The following is a 25895-nucleotide window of genomic DNA, read 5'->3' on the forward strand; positions in this document are numbered from 1 at the left end:
AACTCGTCGTCGCAGTATTTCGAATCGAGAAGGGCGCTAACCGCGAGCGTGTGCTACTCCGCGAGCGCGTCGAGGCGGAACTCGAAGGCGGCGACCGGCACTTCGAGGTCGTGTTCGACGAGCACCTCGGGGTGGAGTTCGCCGATGACGCCCACGTCCTCACCGTCGATGACGACGCTGGCGGTGCGCCCGTCGATGAACGAGGGGTGCGTGGTGGGCGGCGTTTCGAGTTCGACGTCGAAGTCGCGCGCGAGCACTTGGAGGCGCGCTTTGGCGTCCTCGTAGGAGGCGTCGTGGCGGACGACGGCGCCGGCGACGGTGCGGCGTTCGGCGACGCCCGTGTTGCTGTCGTCGCGCTCGGCGGCGAAGCCGACTTCGGCGACGTCCTGCGGGTAGGCCCGGTGGGTGTTGTTCTCGAGGAGGCTGACGAGCGAGGGGAGCGCCCACGAGCGGACGATGGTGTAGTCCTCGCTGTAGGGTTCGGCGATGGTGGCGGGTTCACCGCCGCCGAGCGCGTCGCTCCCGGGTTCGAGGCGCATGCGCTCGTAGTTCTCCGCCTCGTTCGTGAGGTGGAAGTTGAGGAGGTCCTGGTGGCCGAGGCCGACGAGCGTCTCGCGGACGGCGCGCTCGAGTCGGGACGTCTCGGTGCGGCCGCCGACGGTGGAGACGTCGGGGTAGCGCGGAACGAGGTCGTTGAAGCCGTAGGCGCGCCCGACGTCGTCCACGAGGTCGACGGGGTGGAGGACGTCCGTCCGGTACGGCGGGACCTCGACGACGTAGTCGATACCCTGGTCGCCCCAGACCTCGCTTTCGGCGTCGAGGCCGGCGCGCCCGAAGAGGTCGAGCACCTCTTCCTCGGTGAGGTCGACGCCGAGCGTGGACTCGATGCGCTCGTGGGTGACGACCTTCTCCTCGACCTCGAGGTCGGGCTTGGTGACGTCGGTGTCGGGGTAGGAGACGGTGACGTCCTCGACGGTGCCGCCGCGCGCGTCGAGCGCGTAGCAGATGATGTTGCACATCCGGTCGATGGTCCACTGGTCGGTGCCCGTCAGCTCGATGAGGAGGTCGCGGGAGTTCTCCGTGACTTCTGTCCGCCGGCCGTTGATGACGGGCGGGAAGCTGAACAGCCCGAGGTCGTCGTAGATGGCGGGGTAGCGCTCGTACGCTGTGAGGAGGTCGGCGTACTGCTCGCCGGTGGGGTGCTCGGTGAGCACCTCGGCGGGCGTGAGTTCGGCGTCGGAGTCGAGGGGGACGAACGTGTCGCCGTCGGGGTCGACGCCCCGGTAGGTGATGGAGTTCGACGCCGTGGCGTCGGGGGCGTCGGCGCCGGGAGTCGCGCTCGCGGCTTCACCGTCGTCGCGCGGCTCGGCCGCTCCGTCGCCCGCGCCCCGCGCGGAGCGTCCCTTGAGCATCGCGAGGTCGTGGATGCCGATGGCGCCCTTCGCGCGCTTGCGGCCCATGGTCGCGTGGAGTTTCTCCTGGAGCTGGATGAGCGACTCGAGCGCGCCCCCGGAGAGGTCGACGCCGCGAACGACGGCGCCCGTGACGTACGGGCGCTCGTCGGGCACGGACTCGTCGACCGCGATGGTCCAGTCGGCGGCGTTCGTCTCGGGGACGTACACACCGGACGCGTCGCCGTACTGGTAGCGCAGGGAGCGCGCGACGCCCTCGACGCTGAGGCGGTCGAGTCGGTCGGGCGCGAACTCGAGTTGGAACTCCCCGTCCTCGGTTTCGCCCTCGAACTCGAGGCCGAGCGCGAAGAGGTCGTCCTTGAGTTCGTCGTCGCTCTTCTCCTCGTGGCCCGTCAGGCGCCGGAGCTCGTCGGGGTCGACGTCGACGACGGGCATCTAATAAACCACCTCCGTGTCCCGCAGGAAGTCGATGTCGGCGAGCGTCCCGTGGACGTCGCGGATGTCCTCGAAGCCGTGCGTGAGCATGAGGAGGCGCTCGAGGGCGAGCCCCCACGCCATGACGTCGCAGTCGACGCCGAGCGGTTCGAGGACTTCGGGGCGGAAGAGCCCGGAGTTCCCGATTTCGATGACTTCGCCCGTGCGCGGATGCGTGCCGAACAGCTCGAAGCTCGGTTCGGTGTAGGGGTTGTAGTGGGGCTTGAAGCGGATGTCCTCGATGCCGAACTGGCTGTAGAACTCGGTGAACGTCCCCATGAGGTCGCGAACGCTGAGGTCCTCGGCCATCACCCAGCCCTCGATCTGGAAGAACTCGAGGAGGTGCGTGGCGTCGAGGGTGTCGTTCCGGTACACCTTCTCGACGCTGAAGTAGCGCTGTGGCGGTTCGAGGTCGCCGACGGCCTCCCCGGAGAGATAGCGCATGGAGAGCGACGTGGTGTGTCCGCGGAGGTCGACGCCGCGCGCCATCTCCTCGGTCCACGGGGAGTGGTAGCCGTCGCCGTCCTGTCCGACGCCCTCGCGGTGCGCGCTCTCGACGCGCTCGAGGAGGTCCTCGGGGAGCTCGTCGACCTCGCTCGGCTCGCTGAGGGCGAACTGGTCCCAGTGGGTGCGCGCGGGGTGGTCCTGAGGCATGAAGAGCGCGTCGTTGATCCAGAACTCGGAGTCGGCGTGCGGGCCCTCCATCTCCTCGAAGCCCATTCCCACGAGGACGTCCTTCACGCGCTCGGCGGTGGCGCGCAGGACGTGGGTCTTCCCGCTGCTGGGGGTCTCGGCGTCGGCTTCGACGTTGTAGTCGGCGAACTCGACGTCAGCCCACTCGCCGGAGGCGAGCATCTCGGGGGTGAGTTGGCCGACGGCTTCGGTGGCGCTGACGCCGCCCATGAGCGCGTCGACGCCCGCGTCGGTGAGCGTGACGGAGCGGACGGTCCGCTCGTGGACGACGACGAGGTCGCGGCGCTCCAGCGCCTCCCGGACGTCCGCGTCGATGGGCTCGCCGTCCGCGACGGCCGCGAGTGCGGCGGCCTCCTCGTCGGCCTCGGGGTCGGCGTCCGGGTTCGCGACGAGGTCGCCGGAGTCGATTTCGCCGTAGCCCTTCCGGGCGTAGTTCGAGAGCGCGATGTCGACCTCGGGGCCCTCGAGGCCGGCCGAGCCGAGCACCTCGCCCATGCCCACGGGGTCGTCGTCGGCGCCCGCCTCGCGGGCGGCCTCGTAGAGCCGTACTTCGGGGAGGCCGTCGGCGAGGTACTGCTCGCCCTCCTCGGTGAGTTCGGCGTCGGCGACGGTCTCCTCGGAGACGGTGACGAAGCCCCGGTCCTCGAGTTCGAAGGCGGCGCCCGTGACCGTCTCGGGCTTCTCGCCGGTCGCGGACGCGAGTTCCGCGACGGTGGTCGGTTCGTCCGCGCTCGCGGCCTCGAGGACCGCGAGTTCGCGTTGCGGGAGTTCCATTGGTTCGTGTGGTGTCCGGTAGGCGGATAGCTATTGCGAAGCGACGCATCGCTCGGCACGAGAGGGGGACTGCGACGCGCGGGCCGTCGCGCGCGGCAACCGGAAGACGGGTGTGAGAACGAGGGAGGGCGTCAGCCCTCGAAGTTCGACTGCACGGCGTCGAGCGCGCGTTCGCGGTCGTCCCACGGGACGAAGACGGCGACGCTCGTCGCGGAGGTGATGACGTCGTGGAGGGAGATGCCGGCGTCCGAGATGGGGTTGACGATGTCGCGGACGACGCCGGGCTGGGAGGGGAAGTCCCCGCCGAGCACGCGGATGACGGCGACGTCGTCGGTGACGGTCACGCTGGAGAGCGTGTCCTCGGAGACGACTTCGCGATGGAGGATGTTCTCCGCGCGCTCGGCGACGTCGGCGTCGACGTAGAAGGTGATGGAGTCCATCCCGGAGGCGACGCCGTCGATGTTGATGTCGGCGTCGCTGAGCGCCTGCGAGAGCCGCGCGAGGATACCGTGGCTGTTCCGGATGGCGCGGCCGGCGACGGTGAGGCAGGCGAGCGGCTTGTCCCGCATGTCGATGATGTTCTCGAACTCGCCCTCGATGGAGGTGCCGCCGGTGAGGAGGTTACTGTGCTGGTAGTGGATGACGCGGACGTCGAGGTCGGCGTCCTTGTAGGTGAGCGCGGAGGGCGCGACGACTTCGGCGCCGCGGAAGGAGAGGTTGCGCAGTTCGTCGACGGTGATCTCGCCGACGTTTCTGGCGCCCTCGACGACGTGGGGGTCGCCCGTCATGATGCCCTCGACGTCGGTGACGATGACGACTTCGTCCGCGTCCATGTAGCACCCGAGCATGACGGCGGTGGTGTCGCTCCCGCCGCGCCCGAGGGTCGTGACGTTCCCGTCGTGGTCCTCGGCGAGGAAGCCGGTGATGACGGGGACGACGCCGTCCATCCGCTCGGCGAGTTTCCGTGCGCGGCGCTGGGTCTCCTCGACGTCGACTTCGCCGCGTGCGTTCGTGACGACCGGCCAGTCGGGGTGGCCGGGTTCGAGGAAGACGGCGTCGATGTCGCGCGCGGTGAGCGCGGCCTTCAGCATCCGGACGGACGTCCGCTCGCCCATAGAGACGATTTCGGCGCGGTCGCCCTCCTCGGCGTCGAAGGTGATGTCCTCGAGGAGGTCGTCGGTCGTCGACCCCATCGCGGAGGCGACGACGGCGATCTGGTGGCCCTCTCGGACGGCGTTCGCGACGGAGTCGGCGGCCCGGTCGATTCGGTCGCCGGAGCCGAGGCTCGTCCCGCCGAACTTCGCGACTACACGCATCGGGACACCCCGACACGGGTCGTGTCACACGCAGTCATGGGCGGGGGTAGTAACGGGGTGGGGATAACGCTGTCTATCCAGACCACGGCGGTGGGATGCGATTTTTTAGGCACGGCGCGCGAACCGTCTGCGCGATGACGAGTCTGACCGTTCGTGACGCCGCCCCCAGCGATATCGACGCCGTCGCCGACCTCGTCGGCGTCCCGTCGCGCGCCGCCGAGCGCCTCCTCCGCGAACGCACGGTCCTCCTCGCGGAGCGCGACGGCGACGCGGCGGGCGTTCTCGCCTACGACGTCGACGCGGACGCCGTGCACGTCACGCGCCTCGTCGGGGACGCGGAGGCGGTCGCCGCCCTCCTCGAGGAACCGGTCGCGTTCGCGCGCGCGGAGACCATCCCCGTCGAGGTGGTCGTCCCGGCGTCCGAGTCGGGGGCGCTCGACGCCGTCGCGAACGCCGGCTTCGAGGAGGTCGGGGACGGCCCGCGCTTCGCGGGCGAGCGCACCGAGCGGTATCGACTCTCGGTGGAGGACTGATGCCCCGGTTTCGGGTGGAGCCGAGTAACGGGACTAGCGTTCACTGAGTGAGCGGCTTGAAAAGCCCGAGGACCACCGAAGGTGGTCCGATGGGCTTTTGGTCGAGCTTTTGCCGAGCACGGCCGCAGGCCGTGCGCAGAGTAAAAGGTCGTTTAGAACTTCCGGACGGTGATGTCGAGGGTGTCGAGGTCGACGATGGGCGCGGTGCCGACGTCGGGGTCGATGTTGACGGATTTCTGGAAGGCGGTCTGCTCCTGCCAGCTGCCGGAGTTGACGAGTTTGACGTTGCGGTACTCGCCGACGCCGAGTTTGTGGACGTGGCCGGTGTGGAAGACGTCGGGGACGTCGTCGATGACGAGGTAGTCCTTCTCCTCGGGGGCGACGCGCATCCGGCCGCCGTACTGCGGGGCGACGTGGCGCTTCTTGAGGAGGCGCGCCATCGCGTTGTGCGGGGCGTCGTAGGAGACGCTCTCGTCGCCGTCCTCAGCGATGACCTCGTCGAGGCTGACGCCGTGGTACATGAGGACGTCGACGCCCTCGACGGTGACGGTGGCGGGGTTGCCGACGATGCGGGCGTCGTGCGCGCTCATTATCTCCCGGAGCTCCTCGTCGAAGCCGGGCTGGGGTTCGGCGAGGCGGACGGCGTCGTGGTTCCCGGGGATCATCACGATCTCCATGTCGCCGGGAACGTCCTTCAGGCGCTCGGAGAAGGCGCGATACTGGTCGTAGACGTCGACGATGTCGAGCTCCTCGTCCTGATCGGGGTAGACGCCGACGCCCTCGACCATGTCCCCGCCCACGAGGAGGTACTCGACGGCCTCCGCGTCGGGAGTGTGGAGCCAGTCGGCGAAGGCGTCCCAGCGCTCGCCCGCGAACTCCTGGCTGCCGACGTGGACGTCGGAGACGAGCGCGGCCTGCACGTGCCGGTCGGCGGTGTTCGGCCTGTGGGTGCGCGGGACGTCCGGGAAGTGGACGCTGTCGGCGAAGAGGATGCCCCCGTCGTCGGCGAGCGTCCCCTCGATGGCGATGACCTCGTCGAGGAGGAGTTCGTCCACGACGTCCGCCCAGTCGCGGTCCTTCATGATGAGTGCGGGGAACGTCCCGTTCGTGTCCTCGAGTTCGACGAGCCAGTGGCCGCTGGCCGTCGAGCGGATGTCGTTCACCATCCCCACTATCGCGGCGTCGCTCCCGCCGGGCATCGCGTCGAGCGCGTCCGTCGGGCGGTGGTTGATGCGCCCCCGGAGCTTCTTCGAGAGGCGCTCGTAGCGGTCGCGGAAGACGGTGACGAAGTCGCCGTACTCGCCAGTTCCCGTCGAGTGGCCGGTGACGTCTTCGGCGACGGCGGGCGGGGTCGGCGTTCGCCCGCCGACGCTCGCCGACTCACCCCCTCTCGTTTCGTCTGGAGACCCCGCTTCAGTCGGCGATTCGTCGCCGGCTGTCGCTCCACTCGAAGCGTCGGTCGGCGTCGAGCCGGCCGGTGGCGTGGCGCTCGCGTCCGCGGCGGCGGATACGTCGGCGGGCGCACCACCGTCCGTGGTCGTGTCGGGGGGCTCGGCGGGCGGGGTCGCCGCCGGCGCGTCGTCGGCGTTCGCGTCGTCGAGGAGGGCGCGGACGTCGTCGGCGGAGAGCGTGAGGGCGTCGTCGGAGGCGGCGTCGGCGACGCGCTCGACGGCCGCGTCCGGGTCGGGTTCGTCCGCGAGGAGCGTCACGGCGGCGCGGTCGGCGTTGTAGCCGCGCGCCGTGAGTTCGCGGGCCACTCGGACGGGCGTCGAGTCGGGCACAGTTCGACTTCCACGCGGCCCGGAGCAAAAAGCGTGCGGATGCGGGCTACGTCGCGATTGGGGAACCTTCAAACGCGGGTCCGCCGTAGCCGGTGGCAATGAGTGCGGACGACGTCCCCGACCCTCGCGACGGTCCGCTCGCCGCGATCCGCTGGTTCCTCCGCACGGACACCGAAGCGGTCGTCTTCGTCCGCGAGCTGGGGAGCAGCGCGCTCGCCGTGGCGGTCGTCGGCCTGCTCCTCTTCGCCGTCAGCGGCCTCTGGCCGCCGCTCGTCGCCGTCGAGTCCGGGAGCATGCATCCGAACCTGAAGCAGGGCGACCTCGTCTTCGTGATGGAGGAGCATCGCTTCCCCGGCGACGGCGCCGTCGCCGGGACCGGCGTCGTCACCTATCAGCGCGGACAGGACACCGGGTACGCGAAGTTCCACAACCCGGGTGACGTCGTCGTCTACGCCCCGTACGGCGACGGCGAGCGGACGCCGGTCATCCACCGGGCGAGGTTCTGGGTGAACGAGAGCGAGAACTGGTACGACGAGGCGGATTCGGAGTACCTGCTGGGGGCGACGAGCTGCGAGGAGTTGGAGAACTGCCCGGCACCGCACGCCGGCTTCATCACGAAGGGCGACGCGAACGGCTACTACGACCAGGTCGCCGACATCTCCTCGCCGGTGAAGCCGGACTGGGTGCGCGGCACTGCGGAGTTCCGGATCCCGTGGCTCGGCTGGGTCCGACTCGTCATCACGGGCGACGTGATGCTGTCGAGTCCGATGGTCGAGACGCCGACCACCACGAACCCCCTCGTTTCCGGTGGAGCGGCACCGCTCACGGGGTAGCGTGGCCGGATAGCGGGCGAACGGCTAGTTGTCGAAGCGGGCCTGCACGAACGGCGTGACGTTCTCGATGTCGCCGAGTCGCGAGTCCGCCTGCAGGACGGCTTCCGTCTCGTCGATGGGGACGGAGAGGTTGATCTCCTTCGTGCGCCCGTAGCGCCCCTTCGAGACGACGACGGCGTTCACGATGCCGAGCATGTCGAGTTCGCTGATGAGGTCGGTGACGCGGCGCTGCGTGAGGACGTCCGCGTCGATCTCGTCGCAGAGCGTCTTGTAGATGTTGTAGACTTCGCCCGTGTTGATGTTGTGGACGCCGTGCTTCTCCAGCATCATGATGGCGAAGAGCACGAGTTTCGACTGCGTCGGGAGCGTCCGCACCACTTCGACGACGCGGTCGAGTTCGATCTTGTCCTGCGCGCGCCGGACGTGCTCTTCGGTGACGACGTCGGACTGGTCGCGCTCGGCGAGCTCGCCCGCAGTGCGGAGGAGGTCGAGCGCGCGTCGTGCGTCGCCGTGCTCTTGGGCGGCGAACGCCGCGCAGAGCGGGATGACGTCCTCGGAGAGCGCGTCGGCCTTGAACGCGTCCTTGGAGCGGTGCTGGAGGATGTCCCGGAGCTGGTTCGCGTCGTACGGCGGGAAGACGATTTCCTCCTCACCGAGACTCGACTTCACGCGCGGGTCGAGGAAGTCGGTGAACTTCAGGTCGTTCGAGATGCCGATGATCGACACCCGCGAGTTGTCGAGTTCGGAGTTCATCCGCGAGAGGTTGTAGAGGGTGTCGTCGCCGGACTTCTCGACGAGCTTGTCGATCTCGTCGAGCATGATGACGGCGACGCGCTCGACGTAGTCGACGGCCTCGAAGAAGACGGAGTAGACGCGGTCGGTCGGCCATCCGGTCATCGGGACTTCCTCCATCTCCTCGAGGTCGCGTTCGAGCTCCTCGAGGCGTCGTTCGGCGTCCCGGACCGACTCGAACTCGGTCTCGGCGAGCGCCGAGGCGTCGTCCTCGGCGTCCTCGATGAGGGACTCGATGTCGCGGATGCGCCCGCGCGCGTAATCGCGGTTCTGCTCGATGAACGTGTTCGCGAGCTGCGCGAGCACGCGATACTGGGTGTCCGTCACCTCGCAGTTGATGTACTCGACCTCGCAGGGGACGTCGTACTTCCGCGAGGTGTTCTCGAGTTCCTGACTGACGTACTTCGCGGAGGCGGTCTTCCCGGTCCCGGTCTTCCCGTAAATGAGGATGTTGGAGGGAGTCTCCCCACGGAGCGCGGCGACGAGGATGGTCGCCATGTTGTTGATCTGCTCGTTGCGGTGCGGGAGTTCGTGGGGCGTGTAGGACGGGCGGAGGACTTCCTTGTTCTCGAAGATCGGCTCGCCGCTGAGCAGGTCGTCGAAGAGTCCGCCCTCCTCGTCGCCCTCCTCGTCCTCGAGGACGTCGTCGAGGTCGACGTCGAAGTCCCTGTCCGCCGTCCGCCGTCCGTTCGGTTCGTCGTCCGTCATCGTATCACGTGCACCCCTTCGTTTCGTCTGGAGGAAACGGATCACACACCCGGAGTCGCCCGAATACGCGACGTTGACGCCGGACGACGGGACGCGGTCCGTCCAGTTGATGCAGATGAAATAGGCGACGCCGGTAGAGCAAAAGCGTTTCGATGAGATCGGTCACCGCGTCGCGCCGGACACCATCGGCGATTGGGGACGCCGCCCGACCGACGGCTCCGATGCAACTAGAGAAGGCGAGAGAACTCTAGGGGAGTACTAGTGCCTATCAATGAGAGACCAGGTGTGCTGATTCGTACCCACGAGCAGGGGTAATGTCACCCGTTCGAGGTGAAACAGAGGTGTTCGTGTCGAATCTAGGCGGACAGAAAGGTAGCATCCGAAACCCCGATAGCCGCTGATATAGTATTTTATATCCGATATGGGGATTGTCCGCTACCAAGTTGTGCGGAATTAAATGGCCTGTTCCACCCGAAACAGAGGGGGTGTTTCGGTGAACGGCCGTCAACCCCCCCACCCCTTCGTTTCCGGTGGAACGCGATACAAGAGGGAGGGGGTGGGGGACCACCGGACCGGACCCTAGATACGGAAACAGCTAAGTAGCAGACGGAAAAACCAAACCCGTACTGTAGATAAAGAGGTTTGTTTCTAGTAGAGTCGTGTCTAGTGTATCTACTTTCCTCCCCGAAACATCCGGTTGACCTCCCCCCTCCCTCACGCCCTCCACAGTCTCCACTCGAAACGAAGGGGTGGGGGGCAGTAATGCCTCGTGCTACCACACGTCTCCGCCTGCCTCCCGTGGTTGCGACCGGTCTTCGCGACCCCATCTCTGCCCAACCCCCTCGTTTCCCGTCGACGCGGCGCCGTGGCTCGGCGTCGCGTCCCTCCGCCACGGACGGCCGGTGAGTCGCTCACTACCCGGACCCCGAATCGGTCCCCGGGCGGCTGGCGGTGCGTCCCGTCCCGCCCGTCGGTCACCGCCGTCCGCCGCCCGCGACCTCCCTGTCGGTCAGCGACCCCCGTTACCGTCCGTCGTCTGACGTAGGTTTAAGTCGCGTGGCGGGGTTCGTACATCTAACCGGGCGGCGGCGGGGATTCGCTACGCGGTCGCTGCGTCAAGTTTTCCCGTCTGGCCACCCGTAACGTAAAGGAGACAAGAGGATGGGACTGTTTGCAGACCTCAGGGACAGCATCTCGGCGGTCACGGCGAAACTCTTCGCCGGCGAGGGCGAGGACCCGAAGCGGATCGGCATCTACGGGCCTCCCAACGCCGGCAAGACGACGCTCGCCAACCGCATCGCCCGTGACTGGACCGGCGACGCCGTCGGGCCCGAGAGCCACATCCCCCACGAGACACGACGCGCGCGGCGAAAAGAGAACGTCGAGATCGAGCGCGACGGGCAGACCGTCTCCATCGACATCGTCGACACGCCGGGCGTGACGACGAAGGTGGACTACGAGGAGTTCCTCGATCACGACATGGAGAAAGAGGAGGCCGTCCGGCGCTCCCGGGAGGCCACCGAGGGCGTCGCGGAGGCGATGCACTGGCTCCGCGAGGACGTCGACGGCGTCATCTACGTCCTCGACTCGACGACGGACCCGTTCACGCAGGTGAACACGATGCTCATCGGCATCATCGAGAGCCGCGACCTCCCGGTGCTCATCCTCGCGAACAAGACGGACCTCGAGGACGCGAACGTCCAGCGCATCCGCAACGCCTTCCCGCAGCACGAGACCATCGAGCTCTCGGCGCTCGAGGGCGAGAACATGGACGAGGTGTACGACCGAATCGCGGAGAAGTTCGGGTGACCCACGATGCCTGAGCAAGACCCCGGCGACGGCGTGCAACTCGACCTCATCAGCGCGGAGCGCATGGAGGGGAAGACGTCCATGGAGAAGATCCGGATGATCCTCGACTCCGTCCACGACGGCGACATCGTCGTCCTCGAGAAGGGCCTGACGCCGGACGAGGAGTCGCGGCTCATCGAGGTGACGATGACGGAGATCAACCCGGACGGATTCACCGGCATCGAGATCGAGTCCTTCCCCCGAAGCGAGACGAAGGACTCCGGTCTCCTCGGACGCATCATGGGGAAGGACGAGGACCCCGCGAAGCTCACGGTCATCGGACCGGCGAACCAGATCCAGTCCCTTCACAAGGACGAGACGCTCATCAGCGCGCTCCTCAAGAGGCAGTAGATGCCCCACCAGTGTACGAACTGCGGTCACACGTTCGCGGACGGGTCGAAGGAGATGCTCTCGGGCTGTCCGGAGTGTGGCGGGAACAAGTTCCAGTTCCATCCCGGCGACATTCCCGAGGACGCCGACGTCGACGGCGCGGCGGCGCCCGAGCGCCCGGGCACCTCCGGCGTCTCCTCGGCGGTCGGGAAGGCGGCGGCGACGGTTCGCGACTTCGTGCGCGACGACCCCGACGCCGGCGCACCCGAAACGGGGGGGTCGGGCGCTCGCGGGGCCGAGTCGGCCCCGGACGCCGAGACGGCGAGCGACGCCGAGGTGTCGTCCTCGGCCGATGGGGACGCCGGGTCCTCGACGCCGGCCGACGGCGATGCCGACGCGCCGCCGGACCGTCCCGCTACTGAGGCGACGACGCCGAGTGAACGCGACGCCGACACCCCGGAGACGCCCGAAACGGAGGATGGGGCGGCCGAAGACGCCGACGGCGCAACGGACGCCGACACTGCCGCCGACGCCGAGTCGGCCTCGGGCGCCGAGGCGGCGGACGACTCGGAGGACGCCGCGCAAGCGTCGGCGCGCAGCGAGATGGTGACCTCCGACGACCTCCCGACGGAGCCCCCGAGCGACGGCCGCGTGGTCAAGGAACCGGACGCGGACGCTGAGGAGCCGGACATGGAGGCGCTTCGCGAGGAGCTGAACGACCAGTTCGAGTCCATCAAGGTGCTCGCACCCGGGCAGTACGAACTGAACCTGATGGAGCTCTACGACCGCGAGGAGTACATCATCGCCCTGCAGGAGAACGGTCGCTACGTCATCGAGGTCCCGGAGACGTTCGCGGGGCCGGTGGCGCGCGACGAAGAGTAACCGCTCGCGACTTCCGGAGCACCGACGCCGAGTCGCGGACGCCGCCGCGCTCGGCTCTGGCAACATCTGTCGGCAGTCACATCCTCTTGTGCCCCCATCCGGCTATATCCGACGAATGTCCAGTTTCCTCGTCGCGGGTGAGCGCGGATGAACGCGCTCGATACCCTCGAAACGGTCGCGTCGTACGCGAACAAGCTCTTCGTCCTCTGGGTCCTCGCGGCGGCGGCGCTCGCGCTCTACGCGCCGGGCGTCTTCACGCCGATTCTCCCCTACATCACGCCGCTGCTCGGCCTGATCATGCTCGGGATGGGGCTGACGCTCCTGCCGGAGGACTTCCGTCGCATCGTCGAGCGCCCGCGCGACGTCGCCATCGGCGCGCTGACGCAGTGGCTCGTGATGCCGGTGGCGGCGTACGCGCTCACGCTCGTCCTCGGGCTCCCGACCGAACTCGCGCTCGGTGTGGTGCTCGTCGGTGCGGCGCCCGGCGGGACGGCGTCGAACGTGATGACGTATCTCGGGAAGGGCGACGTCGCGCTCTCCGTCTCGATCACGACGGTGACGACGCTGACGGCGCCGCTCCTGATGCCGGCGTGGGTGGTGACGCTCGCGGGCGCGACCATCGACGTGACGTTCGCGTCGCTGTTCACGGACATCGTGCGGGTCGTCTTCGTCCCGGTTCTCGCCGGGTTCGCGCTTCGCTACCTGCTCGACCGGTACGCGCCGCGCCTCGCGGAGGTCGGCCTGACCGTCTTCCCGACGGTCTCGGTGGCGGCCATCGTCGCCATCGTCGCGGCCGTCGTCGCCGCGAACAAGGGGGCCATCCTCGGTGCCGCCGCCGGCGCCATCGCGGCCGTCGTCCTCCACAACGGCATCGGCTTGACCGCGGGGAACCTCGCCGGGCGCGCGACGGGGATGAGCGAGGACCGCGTGCGCGCGACCACGTTCGAGGTCGGCCTGCAGAACTCGGGGCTGGCGGTGGCGCTCGCGACGGCGCACTTCAGCCCGCTCGCGGCGCTCGCGCCCGCGCTCTTCAGCGTCTGGCACAACGTCACGGGGCCGGCGCTCGCCTCCTACTTCGCCGCGCAGGGCGACGCGACGTCCGGCGGCGAACCCGCCGCGCCGGAGCGCGCTGACTGAGACCGGGGCGGTACCGACTGGCACCGCCGCTGTCGCGTCCCAGACTCCGAGTGCGAACTGCCCGATTTTAAGTGTACTCGGCGCGCACCGCCGTGTATGAGCACGGCAACGAAGATCGTCCTCACGACCGTCGGACTCTCCGCGATCGCCTCCCTCGCGCTCATCGTGAGCTCGATGGGGTGATGTTCGACGAACGGGACCTCCATCCGGACGTCGCCGCCGTCCGCGACGAGCACGCGCCGGGCGCGCTCGTCTACGACACGGAACGCGACTTCGAGGTGCTCCCCACCTCGGCGCTCACCGACCTCATGATGGTGGTCGACGGCGTCGAGCCGCGCGGCTACTCGGCGGACTGGCTCCCCGCCGAGCACCCCGAAATACTGGACCGACTCGTCGGCGACGACGTCGTCGTCGGCGCGCCCGGCGACGGGAGCGTCGCGTGGACGACGCAGACGACGCCGCCCGTGGTGCTCGTGAAGCCGCGCATCGAGGGCTCCCCGGACGAGTTCGTCTCCTTCCTCGTCGCGGAGGCGCTCGTGCAGGCGGGTCTCGGCGTCCCGGAGCAGTTCCTCGGGTTCTTCCGCGAGTCGTATCCGGCGTTCGCGGCGGCGACGCCGACGGACCCAACGGCCACCTATCAACTCGCTCTCGCGGTCTTCGACGCCTACGTCGGCCTGCACACCCGCGAGGTCTTCGCGTCGTGGGCGGACGCCGAGGGGCACGCGATGCTCGCGGACGCGTGGGCGGACGCGGGCGAGCGCCTCCAGCCCCGCCTCGACGGCCTCGGGCGCGCCGTGGCGCGCGGCGAGACGTCGTTCCCGGACGCGGCGGAACTCGCGGCGGGCGGCGTCAAGCACGGCCTCGACGTCCCGGCGCCGTTCGACGCGCTCGACGCGCTCGCCTACCGCGAGCACGGCGCGTCCTACGCGGTGACGTGGGCGGAGAAGGTCTTCTCCTAAGCCCTCGTTCGCGCTGCTCGCTCGCCCGTAGTATTCCGACGGGCCCGCTGGACTCGGGCGGGCGCTCGCCGAGCGCCCGAACGCATCACGCGGTGCGGGACCGCGCCGCTACGACCACCGCCGTTTCCACCGGACCCGGCGTCCGCTCTAGAAGTCGGCGTCGACGCTGCCGTCCTCGTGGAGGTCGAGGACGCCGTCGCAGCACGCGCGGAAGCGCTCGATGGTCTCCTCGTCGTGGACCTCGGTGGAGACGTGGAAGAGGCCGACGGCGTCGTAGGCCTCGAGGAGGCGCGTCATGCGTTCGAGCGCGTCGACGGCGCGGTCCTCGTCGGCGTAGTAGGCGAGTTCGGTGATGGAGTCGAAGCTGACGCGGCGTTTCCCCTCTTGCTCGGCGAGGAACTCCTCGGTGACGGTGCAGATGCCCTCGACGTCGTCCGGCGAGGAGACGTAGCGGACGTTGTTCCCGCTGCGCCGCGAGTAGCCGCGGTCGACCGAGAGCGTGTCGAGTATCTGCGCGCGCGTCTCGTCCACGTCGTAGTGGTCGAGTTTCTGCATCACCTCGCGCGCGGTGGTGCGCGTCGAGATGACGAGGAAGGCGTCGGTGTCGGTCTTGAGGAAGTCGGTGTCGATGCGGTCGGTCTCCCCGATGCTGGGATGCAGGAGGAGGACGGCGGTGCCGCCCGGGATCGTCTCGGGGGCGCCGTCGATCGCGAGCCGGTAGTCCATACTCGATGGGTGCGTGGCACCGACTTAGTGGTAGGTGGTGTTGGCGTCTCTCACGGACGGCGACGCTCGCACCCGCCCGAGCGCACTCAGTAGACGCCGTCCGCCGTCGCGGCGTCTCGTGGACCCCGAGGACGTGGAGGCGGCGTCGACGCTAGAAGACGCTGTCGGCCGTCGCGGCGCCGACGACGCTGAAGACGGCGCCGACGCTCGTCGCTTTCAGGGTGAAGACGGTGAGGCCGACCGTGTCGAGCCGTAGGTCGAGGTTCGTCGCGAACGTCGTGGGCGCGCGGAAGGCGATGGCGAGCAGGAGGACGGCACCGAAGGAGACGGCCATGAGCGAGACGAACCGGAGGGGGATTCCCGCGACTTCGGCTTCCCTGTCCGGGTCGCGGTCGTCGTCCGCCTGATAGAGCGCGCCGTAGCCGATGGCGGCGATGAGCGCGAGCGTGAGTGCGACGTGGTACCAGCCCATCCGACTCGCGAGCACCCACACCTCCTCGGTGACGACGAACGGCCCGGCGAGCAGGAAGCCACCGACGACCTGCTGGGCGGTGTCCGCGAAGGCGTAGCGCTTGCTCCGACCGACCATGGTTCCTCCTCGCGGCGCCCGCGAATAAAGCCACTCGCTTTCGCGCTCCCGGTTCTGGTGCGGTACTCCCCGTCGTTGTGGCCGTCGTCGCCCTCAGGGCCGGTCGTCGGTGACGTCGTGGGACTCCCCGCCGCGCGTCGTCGCGTCCGTCACGAGGGAGCCCTCGCTCACGGCCGGACTCCCGGCAGGCGTGCAAAAGCGTTGGCGTGCGACGGACGCGAGAGCCGGTGTATCGACGGGGACGGATGAGCGGTGAGTCCGTCGCTCGCCCGTCCCGTCCCCCCTCTCCGACGGCGTGGGTCGCTTCGATAGCCGGCCTCCCCCCAGAGTGCCGGCCTACCTACGCGACCCGATTCGGGTACGCGTTCGGCCCGGATACCCCCACTGCATGGTTGACAACCCCGTATATGTGGGACTCGTCGCGCGCTCGGTGTCCTCTCAGCGCGTCGCGTCGTCACGTCGCTCCGACTCGCCCGCTCGGAGGGTGTTGTCGGTGAGCGTGCGGATGGCGCGGCGGAGGCGCTCGGTCACGGCCTGATCGGAGACGCCGAGCTCGTCGGCGAGGTCGCGCGTCGACACCTGCCGGGGGATGTCGTAGTAGCCGCGCTCGCGCGCGAGGAGGAGCGTCTCGTACTGCGGTTCGGTGAGGCCGTACCAGCGGCCCGCGCTCGGTCGCGTCGGGTTGTAGAGGTTCGTCACCTCGAAGGCGATGTTCTGCTCGGTACAGCGCTCGTGGAAGTCGGTGAGTGCCTCGTGGTCGGGGAAGCGGATCTGGAGGGTCCACGTCGTCCCGGTGCCGGCCGCGCTCAGGAGGAAGCCGCCGAGGTCGGAGAGCGTGCCGAGGAGGCGGTCATCGGTGGCGTCCCACTGGAGCGCGTAGAGCGTTCGGTCGTTCGTCTCCTCGAAGACGGTGACGTACTGGACGTTCGCGTTCGCCTCCACGGTGTCGACGAAGTCCTCGGGGTCGGAGTCGTAGAGCCAGAAGAGCGGCACGACGTCGTCACCGAGGGGGATCATGTCCTCGAGTTCGATGTCGGACCGACCGGGAACTGCGAGCGCGCGCCCGAGCTCGAAGGACTCGGCGCTCACCTCCAGCTCCACGATTACACTCATGTCTCCGCTGAAGACGCCCAGCATCTTGAGGGAGGAGCATGGCATACCATGCGATTGCGTAGCTTCTTAATCGTGGACGAGAGAGTCGAGGTATGACACCGTGGACGGCCGTCGACCCTCTCGCTCATGACTGACGAGTCGAACGACGTGACGTCGGAAGCGGAGTTCCAGCGCCGGCTCTCCGACCTCGTCTCCGACGCGACGGAGAACGGCGTCGGCGTCGAGGGCGGCTGGACGGCCGAAGCGGGGTCGGCCGACGAGACGTGGGACGTCGTCATCTCCCTGCTCGCCCCCGAGGAATCGGCCGACGAGGACGAGTTTCAGGCCCGTCTCACCGACCTCATCACCCGCGCGCACGCGAGCGGTATCGACGTTCGCGGCGGCTGGGAGGTGGAGTCGAACTCCGCCGACGAGACGCTCGACATCATCATCACGCGCGTCGAGTCCGACGACGCCGGGTAGCGCCGCCGGCCCGCGCCGGGACGCCGGTGCGTCCGGCACCGAACGGTTTTACTCGCCGACGACCCTCCCACCGCCATGAGCGTACGCGAGGAGTTCGACGACTGGGCGGCGTCGGGCCGCGATAAGGGGATGGAGGAGCGCCACTGGCACACCGCGAAACACGTCCTCGCGCGGATGCCCGTCGAGGAGTCCGACGCCGTCCTCGACCTCGGGACGGGGTCGGGGTACGCGCTGCGCGCGCTCCGCGAGCGCGGCATCGGACGCGGCTACGGCCTCGACGGCTCCCCGGAGATGACGCGCAACGCCCGCGCCTACACGGACGACCCCGACGTCGGATACGTCGTCGGCGACTTCGGCGACCTCCCGTTCGCGGACGACAGCCTCGACCACGTCTTCTCGATGGAGGCGTTCTACTACGCCGCCGACCCCCTCGAGACGCTCGAGGAGGTCCGTCGCGTCCTCCGCCCCGGCGGGACCTTCTACTGCGCGGTGAACTACTACGAGGAGAACGTCCACTCGCACGACTGGCAGGCGGACATCTCCGTGGAGATGACGCGCTGGTCGCGCGCGGAGTACAGGGAGAACTTCCGCGCGGCCGGCCTCCACGTCGCCGAGCAGGACACCGTCGCCGACCGCGACATCGAGATTCCCGACGCCGCCGCGTTCCCCCACGAGGGCTTCGAGTCGCGCGAGGCGATGGTGGACCGATATCGCCGCTGGGGCACCCTCCTCACCGTCGGCGTCGCGCCCTGATCAGCGCTCGAGGACGGTGGCGTCGCCGGGGTCGAAGCCGAGCGTCACCGTCCCCGTCGGGGGCTCGTCGAGGCGCGCGAGGAGCGGCCGGCCGTTCCACTCGAAGTGCACCCTGTAGGCGTCGCCGAGGAACTCGACGTCGGTGACGGTCGCGTCGAACCGGTTGTGCGAAGCGGTCACGTCCAGCGATTCCGGGCGCACGCAGAGCGTCACCGCCCCCTCGTGGTCGCCCGCCACCGCGAACTCCCGGTCGTCGACCCCGACGATTGACCCCTCTGTTTCCCCTCCAACCCCGCGACTCGCACGCCCCTCGAGGCAGTTGTTCTCGCCGAGGAACTCCGCGACGAAGCGCGTCTCCGGGCCGTCGTAGACGGCCTCTGGTTCGCCGACCTGCGCGACGCGGCCGTCGTGCATGACGGCGAGGCGGTCGCTCACCGCGAGCGCCTCGGCCTGGTCGTGCGTGACGTAGATGGTCGTAATGCCGAGTTCGCGCTGGACGCGCTTCACTTCGAGGCGGAGGCGCTCGCGGAGGCGCGCGTCGAGCGCGGAGAGCGGTTCGTCGAGGAGGAGGACGTCCGGCTCGGGAGCGAGCGCGCGGGCGAGCGCGACGCGCTGGCGCTGGCCGCCCGAGAGCTCGTCCGGCATCCGCTCGCCCATTCCCGAGAGGTCCACGAGCGCGAGCAACTCCTCGACGCGCGCGGCGACCGACCCGTCGGGCGGGTCGAACTGGAGGCCGTAGGCGACGTTCTCGCGAACCGTCATCGTCGGGAAGAGCGCGTAGTGCTGGAAGACGACGCCGACGTTCCGCTCCTCGGGCGCGAGGCCGGTGACGTCGCGGCCGTCGAAGCGCACGGTTCCCGCCGTGGGCTCCTCGAGGCCCGCGACACACCGGAGGGTCGTCGTCTTCCCGCAGCCCGAGGGGCCGACGAGCGTGAAGAACTCGCCCTCGCGGACGTCGAGGTCGATGCCGCGTAGCGCGACGGCGTCGCCGTAGGCCTTCTCGACGCCGGCGAGTTCGAGGCGTACGCTCACGGCTCCCACCGCCCGCCGAGGCGTTCGACGACGACGAAGCTCATCGCGGTGACACAGAGGAGGACGGTGCCCATCGCGGCCGCGGGGCCGAGATAGGGGCCGACCGAGGGGTTCGAGAGGTAGCGTTCGAGGGCGACCGGCATCGTGTAGGAGGCGGTGTCGCGCGCGAGCACGATAGTCGCGTTGAACTCGCCGACGCTGATGGCGAACGCGAACGCGGCGCCCGCGACGACGCCCGGCGCGACGAGCGGGAGCGTCACGTCCCGGAACGCCCGCGCGGGCCCGGCGCCGAGGGTGCGGGCGGCGGCGACGAGGTCGTCGTCGACGCGCGCGAGGAGGGGCGCGACGTTCCGCACGACGAACGGATAGCCGCCCACCGCGTGCGCGGCGACGATGGCGACCGGGCCCGTGACCGCGATGTGGTGCCCGAGGACGTCGACGCCGAAGACGAGGCCCTGCAGGAGGCCGATGCCGGTGACGACGCCGCTGACGGCGAGCGGCGCCATCAGGAGCGCGCCGCCGACGCGCGCGAGACGCCCGCTCCGGTTGGTGACGACGGCGATGCTGACGCCCATCGGGACGGCGAGCGCGACGGCGCCGACGGCGAAGAGGAGACTGTTCTGGACGGCGACCGTGGGGCGTGCGCCGCCGGTTCCGAGTTGCTGGGCGAGGAGGAAGGCGTAGTTCGCGAGCGAGAACCCGCCGGCGCGCGTGAGGCTCTCCGCGACCATGCTCGCGAGCGGGCCGACGTAGAGGACGGCGGCGACGACGGCGTAGGCGGCGGCGAGGAGTCGCCCGAGGCTCGGCGGCCCGATGAGCGGGACGCGCTCGACGCGCGCGCCGGCGGTGCCGGAGCCGCCGCGGCGCTCGTAGCGCAGGTAGAGGTAGGTGACGCCGAGCGTGACCGTGGCTTCGAGGACGGCGAGCGCGGCGGCCTCCCCGAGGTCGAGGTTGGCGGCGAGCGAGTAGATCCACACCTCGACGGTGGCGAGGCGCAACCCGCCCAACGCGAGGACGATGGGGAACGCCATGAAGTCGAAGACGAAGACGAGGAGGACGCTCGCGAGGAAGGAGGGGAGCAACTGGGGGGCGACGACGTCGAGGAACGCCCGCCAGCGCGGCGCGCCGAGGGTGCGTGCGGTCTCGACGGCGCGCGCGTCGACGGTGTCGGCGGCGGCGACGACGAAGCGCGTGACGAGCGGGGCGTTGTAGAAGGTGAGCGCGGCGACGACGAGCGGGAGGCTGAACGCGACGTCGATGCGGAGGCCGACGACCGAGAGGAGGTCGTTGAGGGTACCGTGCGTCCCGAACATCGTGGTGAAGCCGACGGCGACCATGATGGCGGGGAGGACGAACGGGACGACGGTGAGCGAGCGAATCGTCTCCCGGCCCCGGAACTCGTAGCGCGCGAGGACGTACGCGCCGGGGAGGCCGACGAGCACCGCGCACGCGGTGCCGAGGACGGCGAGATAGGCGGTGAAGCCGAAGAGGCCGGTGCGGACGGCGGGGAAGCCCGCCTCGACCCACCCGACGAGCGCGCCGGGCGCGCTCGCGGGGTCGGCGATTACGCCGGAGAGGACGCCGAAGTAGAAGGGGTCGGTGAGCGTCGCCCACAGGGGCGCGAGCGAGAGCGCGCCGTCGTCGCTGAACGCGGCGACCAGCACCGTCCCCACGGGGTAGTAGAAGACGACGACGAGGACGGCGAGCGTCGCGAGGAACGCGCCGCGCGCGCCGATGCGGTCGGCGAGCGCGTAGAGCCGCGCGCTCAGTGTTGTGCGACCAGTCGTGCCCACTCCTCGACCCACTCCGTGACGTTCCCTGCGAGTTCGTCGTACGTGAAGGTCACGGGGTTCGCGGGCTCCTCGTTGTACTTCGCGAAGTTCCCCGAGAGCGACCCCGTGGTCGTCGCCGGCGACTGGTAGTTCAGTTGCGGGACCGTGTCCTGGGCCTCCTCGGAGAGCAGGAAGTCGACGAACGCCGTCGCGAGCTCGCGGTGCTCGCTCCCGCTGAAGACGGCCATGCTCTCGGGGTTCGCGTACCCCTCGTCGTTCAGGAAGACGACCTGGTACTTCTCGAGGTCCTCGCCCTGGTTCGCGGCGTACACCTTCGCCGTCGAGTAGGAGACGACCATCGGCGCCTCGCCCTTCGTGTAGGCGTTGTAGGCGGCGTCCCACGAGTCGAGGACGCGGACGTCGTTGTCGAGGAGGCCGCGCCAGTAGTCGAGATACCCATCGGAACCCTGCTCGTGGATGGTGTGGAGGAGGAAGGCCTTCCCCGTGTCGGAGCTCTGGGCGTTCTCCGCGAGGAGGTCGCCCCGGTAGCGCGACTGGAGGAGGTCGTCGAAGGTCTCGGGGACCACCTCGAGGGTCGTCGCGTCGACGACGGGCGTGACGTAGCCGGTGTCGTAGGGGAGCGCGCGGCCCTTCGGGTCGACGTTCAGCCCCTCCTTCACGTCGTCGGCGTGCGTGAGGTCGTCGCGCACCGTCGCGAACAACTGCGTGTCGAGCTCCTGGTCGACGCGGACGAGCTCGTCCGTGTTCAGGCCGACGTAGACGTCCGCGTCGATGGCCGCGCCCTGCTTCGCGCGCTGGATGTACTCGTTGATGTTCGAGGAGCCGGAGGTGGGCGTCGACCACTCGACGGTGACACCGTCGTGGGCGGCCTCGAAGCGCTCCTTGAGCCACGCGCCCGGCGAGTCCGACCCGTCCACGTAGGAGGGGTAGGTCGCGACCGTGAGCGTCCGCGACGCGGACGCCGTCCCCGTCGTCCCGGTGGTCGTCGAACCCGTCGTCGTCGCCGTCGTCGATTCGGTCGTCCCGCCGTCGCCCGTACAGCCCGCGAGGCCGAGCGCGCCCGCCACGCCCGCCGCTCGCAGGTAGTCGCGTCGCTTCATTACGTGGTGGTCGCACTCGGTGATACTCATGGCTGTCGGTTCGACGCCGCGAGCGCCACGGGTCCCCCCGCGTCTTTTTACCCCCACCGGGTGAACCACCGCGTGTGCCGTACGCCCGCCGCACCGTCCTCATCGGCCTGTTCGCCGCGTTCGCCGCGCTCGCCGCGCTCCTCCTCCACGGCGTGCTCGGCACCGTCGTCTTCGCCACCACCGTCGCCTACCTCCTCGTCCCCGTCTACCGGCGGATGAACCATCGGCTCCCCGCGTGGTGGGCGGCGGCCGCCACCACGAGCGCCGCGACGCTCGGCGTCCTCCTCCCCATCACCGCCTTCGCCTACCTCCTCTACATCCGCTCGAGCGGCGTCCTCGCGCTCATCCAGTCGCTCCCGGACGAGTTCGTCCTCGGCTTCGGGACGTTCAGCTACGTCGTCGACGTCGCCACCCTCACCGGGCCGCTCACCGACACCGTCCGCACGCTCGCCGTCGACGCCATCAGCGCGCTCCCGGTCCTCGGCGTGAAGTTCACGCTCTTCGCGCTCCTCGTCTTCGCGCTCCTTGTCGCCCACGAGGAAGCCGAATCCGCCGTCCTCGCCGCCGTCCCCCTCCGCTATCACGACGTCGTCGGCGCGCTCGCGCGCCGCGCCCGCGACACCCTCTACGCCATCTACGTCCTGCAGGCCGCCACCGCGTTCGCCACCTTCCTCGTCGCCGTCCCCGTCTTCTGGATACTTGGGTACCCCTTCCCCGTCACCCTCGCGCTCGTCTGCGCCGTCCTCCAGTTCCTCCCCATCGTCGGCCCGAGCATCGTCGTCGGCGCGCTCGCGCTCTACCAGCTCAGCGTCGGCAACGTCGTCGGCGCGGTCCTCGTGCTCGTCGTCGCCGGCGCGCTCGTCGCGTGGCTCCCCGACCCGGTCGTCCGTCCCCGACTCTCCCGACACACCGCCCGCCTGCCCGGGAGCCTCTACTTCATCGGCTTCACCGGCGGCCTCCTCACCGTCGGCGTCATCGGCATCATCGCCGGCCCGCTCGTCGTCGCGCTGCTCGTCGAAGCCGTGAGTCTGCTCGCGGACGAAGAACGGAAGAACAGGAACTAGGCCGACTCGAGCGGTTTGCCCTCGGCTTCCCACTCCGTGAGGCTCCCCTCGTAGAACGCGACGTCCTCGTAGCCCAACCACCGCAGGACGACGAACGTGTGGCTGATGCGCCGCGCCGTGTTGCAGTAGAGGACGACGCGCTTCTCGGGCGTCACGCCCTTCGACGCGAAGATCTCCGACACCGCCGCGCGGGCCTTGAGGCCGCGCGTCTCCTCGTCGACGACCTCCTTCCAGTCGAGGTTCACCGCGCCCGGGATGTGGCCCTCGGCGTACTCCTCGGGTTCGCGCGTGTCGACGACGACGGCCTCCGGGTCGTCGAGCGCCGCCTCGACGTCGTCGAGCGTGACGAGCGGCGAGTCGGCGGGCCGCTCGACGGCGTACTCCGTCGCCTCGACGTCGGGGGACTCGGTGCTCGTCTCGTGGCCCTGCATCCACGCCGAGTAGTCGCCGTCGAGGAGGCGGAGGCGGTCGTGGCCGTAGAGGAGCGCGGTGACGAGGAAGCGCGCCGCGAACACGCCGTGCGTGTCGTCGTAGGCGACGAGCGTCGTCTCCTCGTCGATGCCGTGCTCGCCGAGGAGGGCCGCCCACTCGTCCTCCGGCGGGAGCATCCCTTCCTCGCCGCCGCCGCGGAAGGAGTCGAAGGGGACGTTCACCGCGCCCGGGACGTGTCCGATGCCGTCGTACTCCCAGGCGTCGCGGACGTCCACGACGACGACGTCCGGGTCCTCTCTGTGCTCGTCGAGCCACTCGGCGGAGACGATGACGTCCTCGTCCATCGCCTCCCCCTATAGCGCCCGCGTGGATACCGCTTCGGGTCGCGCCGCGACGCTCCGGAGGCCTCCCGTGCCGTACCGTGTCATACTAATGGCATCACAGCCAGAGGCAACAATTTCTGGTAGCGAAGACGGTACCTCCGTCCTCCCCGCCTTCGCGGAGCAAGTAGGGGCAAGACGCGCCGAGAAGTGGAAGGACCGGGGGAACCTGCGAAGTGGCGCAGGGTTATATGGGTGGCGTCACAAATCACGCACATGGTAGACGACGACTACGCCAACGACGTTCTCGTCAGCGCGGACTGGGTCGAGGCCCACCTCGACGAGTTCGAATCCGACGACCCCGAGTATCGACTCGTCGAGGTCGACGTCGACACCGAAGCGTACGAAGACTCGCACGCGCCCGGTGCCATCGGCTTCAACTGGGAGACGCAGCTCCAGGACCAGACGCAGCGCGACATCCTCTCCAAGGAGGACTTCGCGACCCTGCTCGGCGAGCACGGCATCAGCGACGACTCCACGGTCGTCCTCTACGGCGACAACTCCAACTGGTTCGCCGCCTACACCTACTGGCAGTTCAAGTACTTCGGCCACGAGGAGGTCTACCTCCTCGACGGCGGCCGCGACTACTGGCTCGACGAGGGCTACCCGACCACGGACGAGGTCCCCGACTTCGACTCCGTGAACTACACGCCGCGCGGCCCCTTCGAGTCCATCCGCGCCTACCGCGACGACGTCGAGACCGCCATCGACCGCGGCATTCCGCTCGTCGACGTTCGCTCGCCCGAGGAGTACAGCGGCGAGGTCCTCGCGCCGCCGGGACTCAACGAGACCGCCCAGCGTGGCGGCCACGTCCCCGGCGCGAAGAACGTCTCGTGGGCCGCGACGGTCCAGGAGGACGGTCGCTTCAAGTCCAAGGAGGAGCTCGCGGAGCTCTACGAGGAGGAAGGCGTCACGAACGACCAGGAGGTCGTCGCCTACTGCCGCATCGGTGAGCGCTCCTCCATCGCGTGGTTCGCGCTCTCCGAACTCCTCGGCTACGACGACGTCACCAACTACGACGGCTCGTGGACCGAGTGGGGCAACCTCGTCGACGCCCCCATCGAGACCGGCTCGGGCGAGTAACGCGAAACCGGAGGTTTCGCGAAGAGACGAGCGCTGAGCCATTCGGGACCGCCGGTCCCGCGTGTCCGTGCGGGCGACTCGTGGGTCGCCCGCACGACGACAGCGAGGCGCGAGTAACGAGGTTCCATCTTCTCCCGTTTTTTCGCGTCGCGTAGCCACGGCGCTCTCGACCCACCCCGTCGCCGGTGACGGTGGGTATTAGGCCTCCCGCGTGCAATCCCCGACCATGACTCCCGACGAATTCGTCGACGCCGTCCGCGACGACAACGACACCGCGCTCTCGCGACTGGGCTCCTCGAAGTCGCTCTACGCCGCGACCGGTGGCGACCTCGAACCCGAGGAGGTCCTGCGCGCCGCCGCGAACGCCGAGCACGCCGCCGCCGAGACGTTCGCCGCGTGGGCCGCCGACGAGGGCACCGACACGCCCGCCGGCGAGGCGTTCGCGGACGCCGCCGACCAGGAGCGCGAGCACTACGAGATCGTCCTCGACGAACTCGGCGACGACGACTTCGAACCGAGCGAGGACCCCTCCGCGATGCAGGTCGCCCTCCGCGACCTCGACGACACCGCCGCGCGCGCCGGCGGGATGGTCGGGCGCATCCTCGCCACCGAGAAATCGAAGGAGCAGTACACCGGCTTCTTCACGGGACAGGCCGACCCCATGACTGCCTCCACCTTCCGCGACCTCAAGGACGACCTCGAGGGCCAGCTTGAGGCCGCGACGGCGCTCCTCGACACCGTCTGTGAGGACGACGCGGACTGGGAGCGCGCGAAGACAGCCGCCGACGACGCCATCCAGGCCGCCTACGACGAGTACACCGAACAGCTCGAGTCGATGGGCGTCAACCCCAAGCCCGTCTGCTGAG

The 25895-nt window shown here is 69.3% G+C and carries 24 protein-coding genes; 12 read left to right on the top strand and 12 right to left on the bottom strand.

Annotation, left to right across the window (positions count from 1 at the left end):
- Positions 1 to 53: 53 nt before the first annotated feature.
- The 3 genes from pheT to EFA46_RS03900 all read right to left on the bottom strand — a co-directional run bounded on the left by pheT (position 54) and on the right by EFA46_RS03900 (position 4669).
- Positions 54 to 1847, bottom strand: a complete 1794-nt coding sequence (gene pheT, locus EFA46_RS03890; protein WP_123074590.1) for a phenylalanine--tRNA ligase subunit beta — start codon at positions 1845 to 1847, stop codon at positions 54 to 56.
- A complete protein-coding gene (locus EFA46_RS03895; protein ID WP_123074588.1) occupies positions 1848 to 3353 on the bottom strand; it encodes a phenylalanine--tRNA ligase subunit alpha in 1506 nt (501 codons plus the stop codon).
- A 131-nt stretch (positions 3354 to 3484) separates the two neighbouring features.
- Positions 3485 to 4669: an aspartate kinase gene (locus EFA46_RS03900; protein WP_123074586.1), complete on the bottom strand. Its 1185-nt coding sequence runs from the start codon at positions 4667 to 4669 to the stop codon at positions 3485 to 3487.
- A gap of 134 nt (positions 4670 to 4803) precedes the next feature.
- Here EFA46_RS03900 and EFA46_RS03905 point away from each other — a divergent pair, with 134 nt between their 5' ends.
- Positions 4804 to 5202, top strand: a complete 399-nt coding sequence (locus tag EFA46_RS03905) for a hypothetical protein (protein ID WP_218182529.1) — start codon at positions 4804 to 4806, stop codon at positions 5200 to 5202.
- 152 nt (positions 5203 to 5354) lie between these two features.
- Here EFA46_RS03905 and EFA46_RS03910 read toward each other — a convergent pair whose 3' ends face one another.
- Positions 5355 to 6983 carry a DNA-directed DNA polymerase II small subunit gene (locus EFA46_RS03910; RefSeq protein WP_123074584.1) on the bottom strand — a complete coding sequence of 543 codons (1629 nt, stop codon included), beginning with the start codon at positions 6981 to 6983 and terminating at the stop codon, positions 5355 to 5357.
- A 98-nt stretch (positions 6984 to 7081) separates the two neighbouring features.
- On the opposite strand from EFA46_RS03910, the gene EFA46_RS03915 reads away from it, so the two are divergent.
- A complete protein-coding gene (locus tag EFA46_RS03915; RefSeq protein WP_123074582.1) occupies positions 7082 to 7816 on the top strand; it encodes a S26 family signal peptidase in 735 nt (244 codons plus the stop codon).
- A 24-nt stretch (positions 7817 to 7840) separates the two neighbouring features.
- Here EFA46_RS03915 and EFA46_RS03920 read toward each other — a convergent pair whose 3' ends face one another.
- On the bottom strand, positions 7841 to 9316 hold the full coding sequence (locus tag EFA46_RS03920) for a Cdc6/Cdc18 family protein (RefSeq protein ID WP_123074580.1): 1476 nt from the start codon (positions 9314 to 9316) through the stop codon (positions 7841 to 7843).
- Positions 9317 to 10477: 1161 nt separating this feature from the next.
- Between EFA46_RS03920 and EFA46_RS03925 the strand changes: the two genes are divergently transcribed.
- The 5 genes from EFA46_RS03925 to EFA46_RS03945 all read left to right on the top strand — a co-directional run bounded on the left by EFA46_RS03925 (position 10478) and on the right by EFA46_RS03945 (position 14472).
- Positions 10478 to 11125, top strand: coding sequence for an Era-like GTP-binding protein (locus tag EFA46_RS03925; RefSeq protein WP_123074578.1), 648 nt, complete (start codon positions 10478 to 10480; stop codon positions 11123 to 11125).
- Between the two features lie 6 nt (positions 11126 to 11131).
- Positions 11132 to 11515, top strand: a complete 384-nt coding sequence (locus EFA46_RS03930; protein ID WP_123074576.1) for a DUF2073 domain-containing protein — start codon at positions 11132 to 11134, stop codon at positions 11513 to 11515.
- On the top strand, positions 11516 to 12376 hold the full coding sequence (locus EFA46_RS03935; protein ID WP_123074574.1) for a Zn-ribbon containing protein: 861 nt from the start codon (positions 11516 to 11518) through the stop codon (positions 12374 to 12376). It abuts the gene before it with no gap.
- Between the two features lie 147 nt (positions 12377 to 12523).
- On the top strand, positions 12524 to 13513 hold the full coding sequence (locus tag EFA46_RS03940) for a bile acid:sodium symporter family protein (protein WP_123074572.1): 990 nt from the start codon (positions 12524 to 12526) through the stop codon (positions 13511 to 13513).
- 182 nt (positions 13514 to 13695) lie between these two features.
- On the top strand, positions 13696 to 14472 hold the full coding sequence (locus tag EFA46_RS03945; RefSeq protein WP_123074570.1) for a hypothetical protein: 777 nt from the start codon (positions 13696 to 13698) through the stop codon (positions 14470 to 14472).
- Positions 14473 to 14619: 147 nt separating this feature from the next.
- Here the strand turns inward: EFA46_RS03945 and EFA46_RS03950 are convergent, their stop codons facing one another.
- The 3 genes from EFA46_RS03950 to EFA46_RS03960 all read right to left on the bottom strand — a co-directional run bounded on the left by EFA46_RS03950 (position 14620) and on the right by EFA46_RS03960 (position 16900).
- Positions 14620 to 15198, bottom strand: a complete 579-nt coding sequence (locus EFA46_RS03950; protein WP_123074568.1) for a hypothetical protein — start codon at positions 15196 to 15198, stop codon at positions 14620 to 14622.
- Positions 15199 to 15349: 151 nt separating this feature from the next.
- A complete protein-coding gene (locus EFA46_RS03955; RefSeq protein ID WP_123074566.1) occupies positions 15350 to 15787 on the bottom strand; it encodes a DUF2391 family protein in 438 nt (145 codons plus the stop codon).
- Between the two features lie 438 nt (positions 15788 to 16225).
- Complete coding sequence (locus tag EFA46_RS03960; protein ID WP_123074564.1) at positions 16226 to 16900, bottom strand: helix-turn-helix domain-containing protein; 675 nt, start codon at positions 16898 to 16900, stop codon at positions 16226 to 16228.
- Between the two features lie 126 nt (positions 16901 to 17026).
- Between EFA46_RS03960 and EFA46_RS03965 the strand changes: the two genes are divergently transcribed.
- Complete coding sequence (locus EFA46_RS03965; RefSeq protein WP_123074562.1) at positions 17027 to 17362, top strand: hypothetical protein; 336 nt, start codon at positions 17027 to 17029, stop codon at positions 17360 to 17362.
- 75 nt (positions 17363 to 17437) lie between these two features.
- Positions 17438 to 18115 carry a class I SAM-dependent methyltransferase gene (locus EFA46_RS03970; protein ID WP_123074560.1) on the top strand — a complete coding sequence of 226 codons (678 nt, stop codon included), beginning with the start codon at positions 17438 to 17440 and terminating at the stop codon, positions 18113 to 18115.
- Here the strand turns inward: EFA46_RS03970 and EFA46_RS03975 are convergent, their stop codons facing one another.
- Genes EFA46_RS03975 through EFA46_RS03985 form a run of 3 tightly spaced genes read right to left on the bottom strand, consistent with a single transcriptional unit; the run spans position 18116 to position 22040 of the window.
- Positions 18116 to 19156 carry an ABC transporter ATP-binding protein gene (locus EFA46_RS03975; protein WP_123074558.1) on the bottom strand — a complete coding sequence of 347 codons (1041 nt, stop codon included), beginning with the start codon at positions 19154 to 19156 and terminating at the stop codon, positions 18116 to 18118. It lies immediately after the preceding gene.
- Entirely contained in the window at positions 19144 to 20940 is a 1797-nt protein-coding gene (locus tag EFA46_RS03980; protein ID WP_123074556.1) for an iron ABC transporter permease, read from the bottom strand. The genes EFA46_RS03975 and EFA46_RS03980 overlap by 13 nt, the downstream gene beginning before the upstream one ends.
- On the bottom strand, positions 20913 to 22040 hold the full coding sequence (locus tag EFA46_RS03985) for a thiamine ABC transporter substrate binding subunit (protein ID WP_123074554.1): 1128 nt from the start codon (positions 22038 to 22040) through the stop codon (positions 20913 to 20915). Before EFA46_RS03985 ends, EFA46_RS03980 begins: the two co-directional genes overlap by 28 nt.
- A gap of 104 nt (positions 22041 to 22144) precedes the next feature.
- Here EFA46_RS03985 and EFA46_RS03990 point away from each other — a divergent pair, with 104 nt between their 5' ends.
- Positions 22145 to 23134 (top strand): AI-2E family transporter, encoded by a 990-nt coding sequence (locus tag EFA46_RS03990; RefSeq protein WP_123074552.1) that lies wholly within the window; start codon positions 22145 to 22147, stop codon positions 23132 to 23134.
- Here EFA46_RS03990 and EFA46_RS03995 read toward each other — a convergent pair.
- Complete coding sequence (locus EFA46_RS03995) at positions 23131 to 23910, bottom strand: sulfurtransferase (protein ID WP_123074550.1); 780 nt, start codon at positions 23908 to 23910, stop codon at positions 23131 to 23133. The two genes, EFA46_RS03990 and EFA46_RS03995, sit on opposite strands and share 4 nt — an antisense overlap.
- A 252-nt stretch (positions 23911 to 24162) precedes the next feature.
- Between EFA46_RS03995 and EFA46_RS04000 the strand changes: the two genes are divergently transcribed.
- Positions 24163 to 25029 carry a sulfurtransferase gene (locus EFA46_RS04000; RefSeq protein ID WP_123074548.1) on the top strand — a complete coding sequence of 289 codons (867 nt, stop codon included), beginning with the start codon at positions 24163 to 24165 and terminating at the stop codon, positions 25027 to 25029.
- A 226-nt stretch (positions 25030 to 25255) separates the two neighbouring features.
- Positions 25256 to 25894, top strand: a complete 639-nt coding sequence (locus EFA46_RS04005; RefSeq protein WP_123074546.1) for a rubrerythrin family protein — start codon at positions 25256 to 25258, stop codon at positions 25892 to 25894.
- Position 25895 lies beyond the last annotated feature (1 nt).

The sequence above is a fragment of the Halarchaeum sp. CBA1220 genome (genome assembly GCF_003721175.2).
Classification (GTDB): domain Archaea; phylum Halobacteriota; class Halobacteria; order Halobacteriales; family Halobacteriaceae; genus Halarchaeum; species Halarchaeum grantii.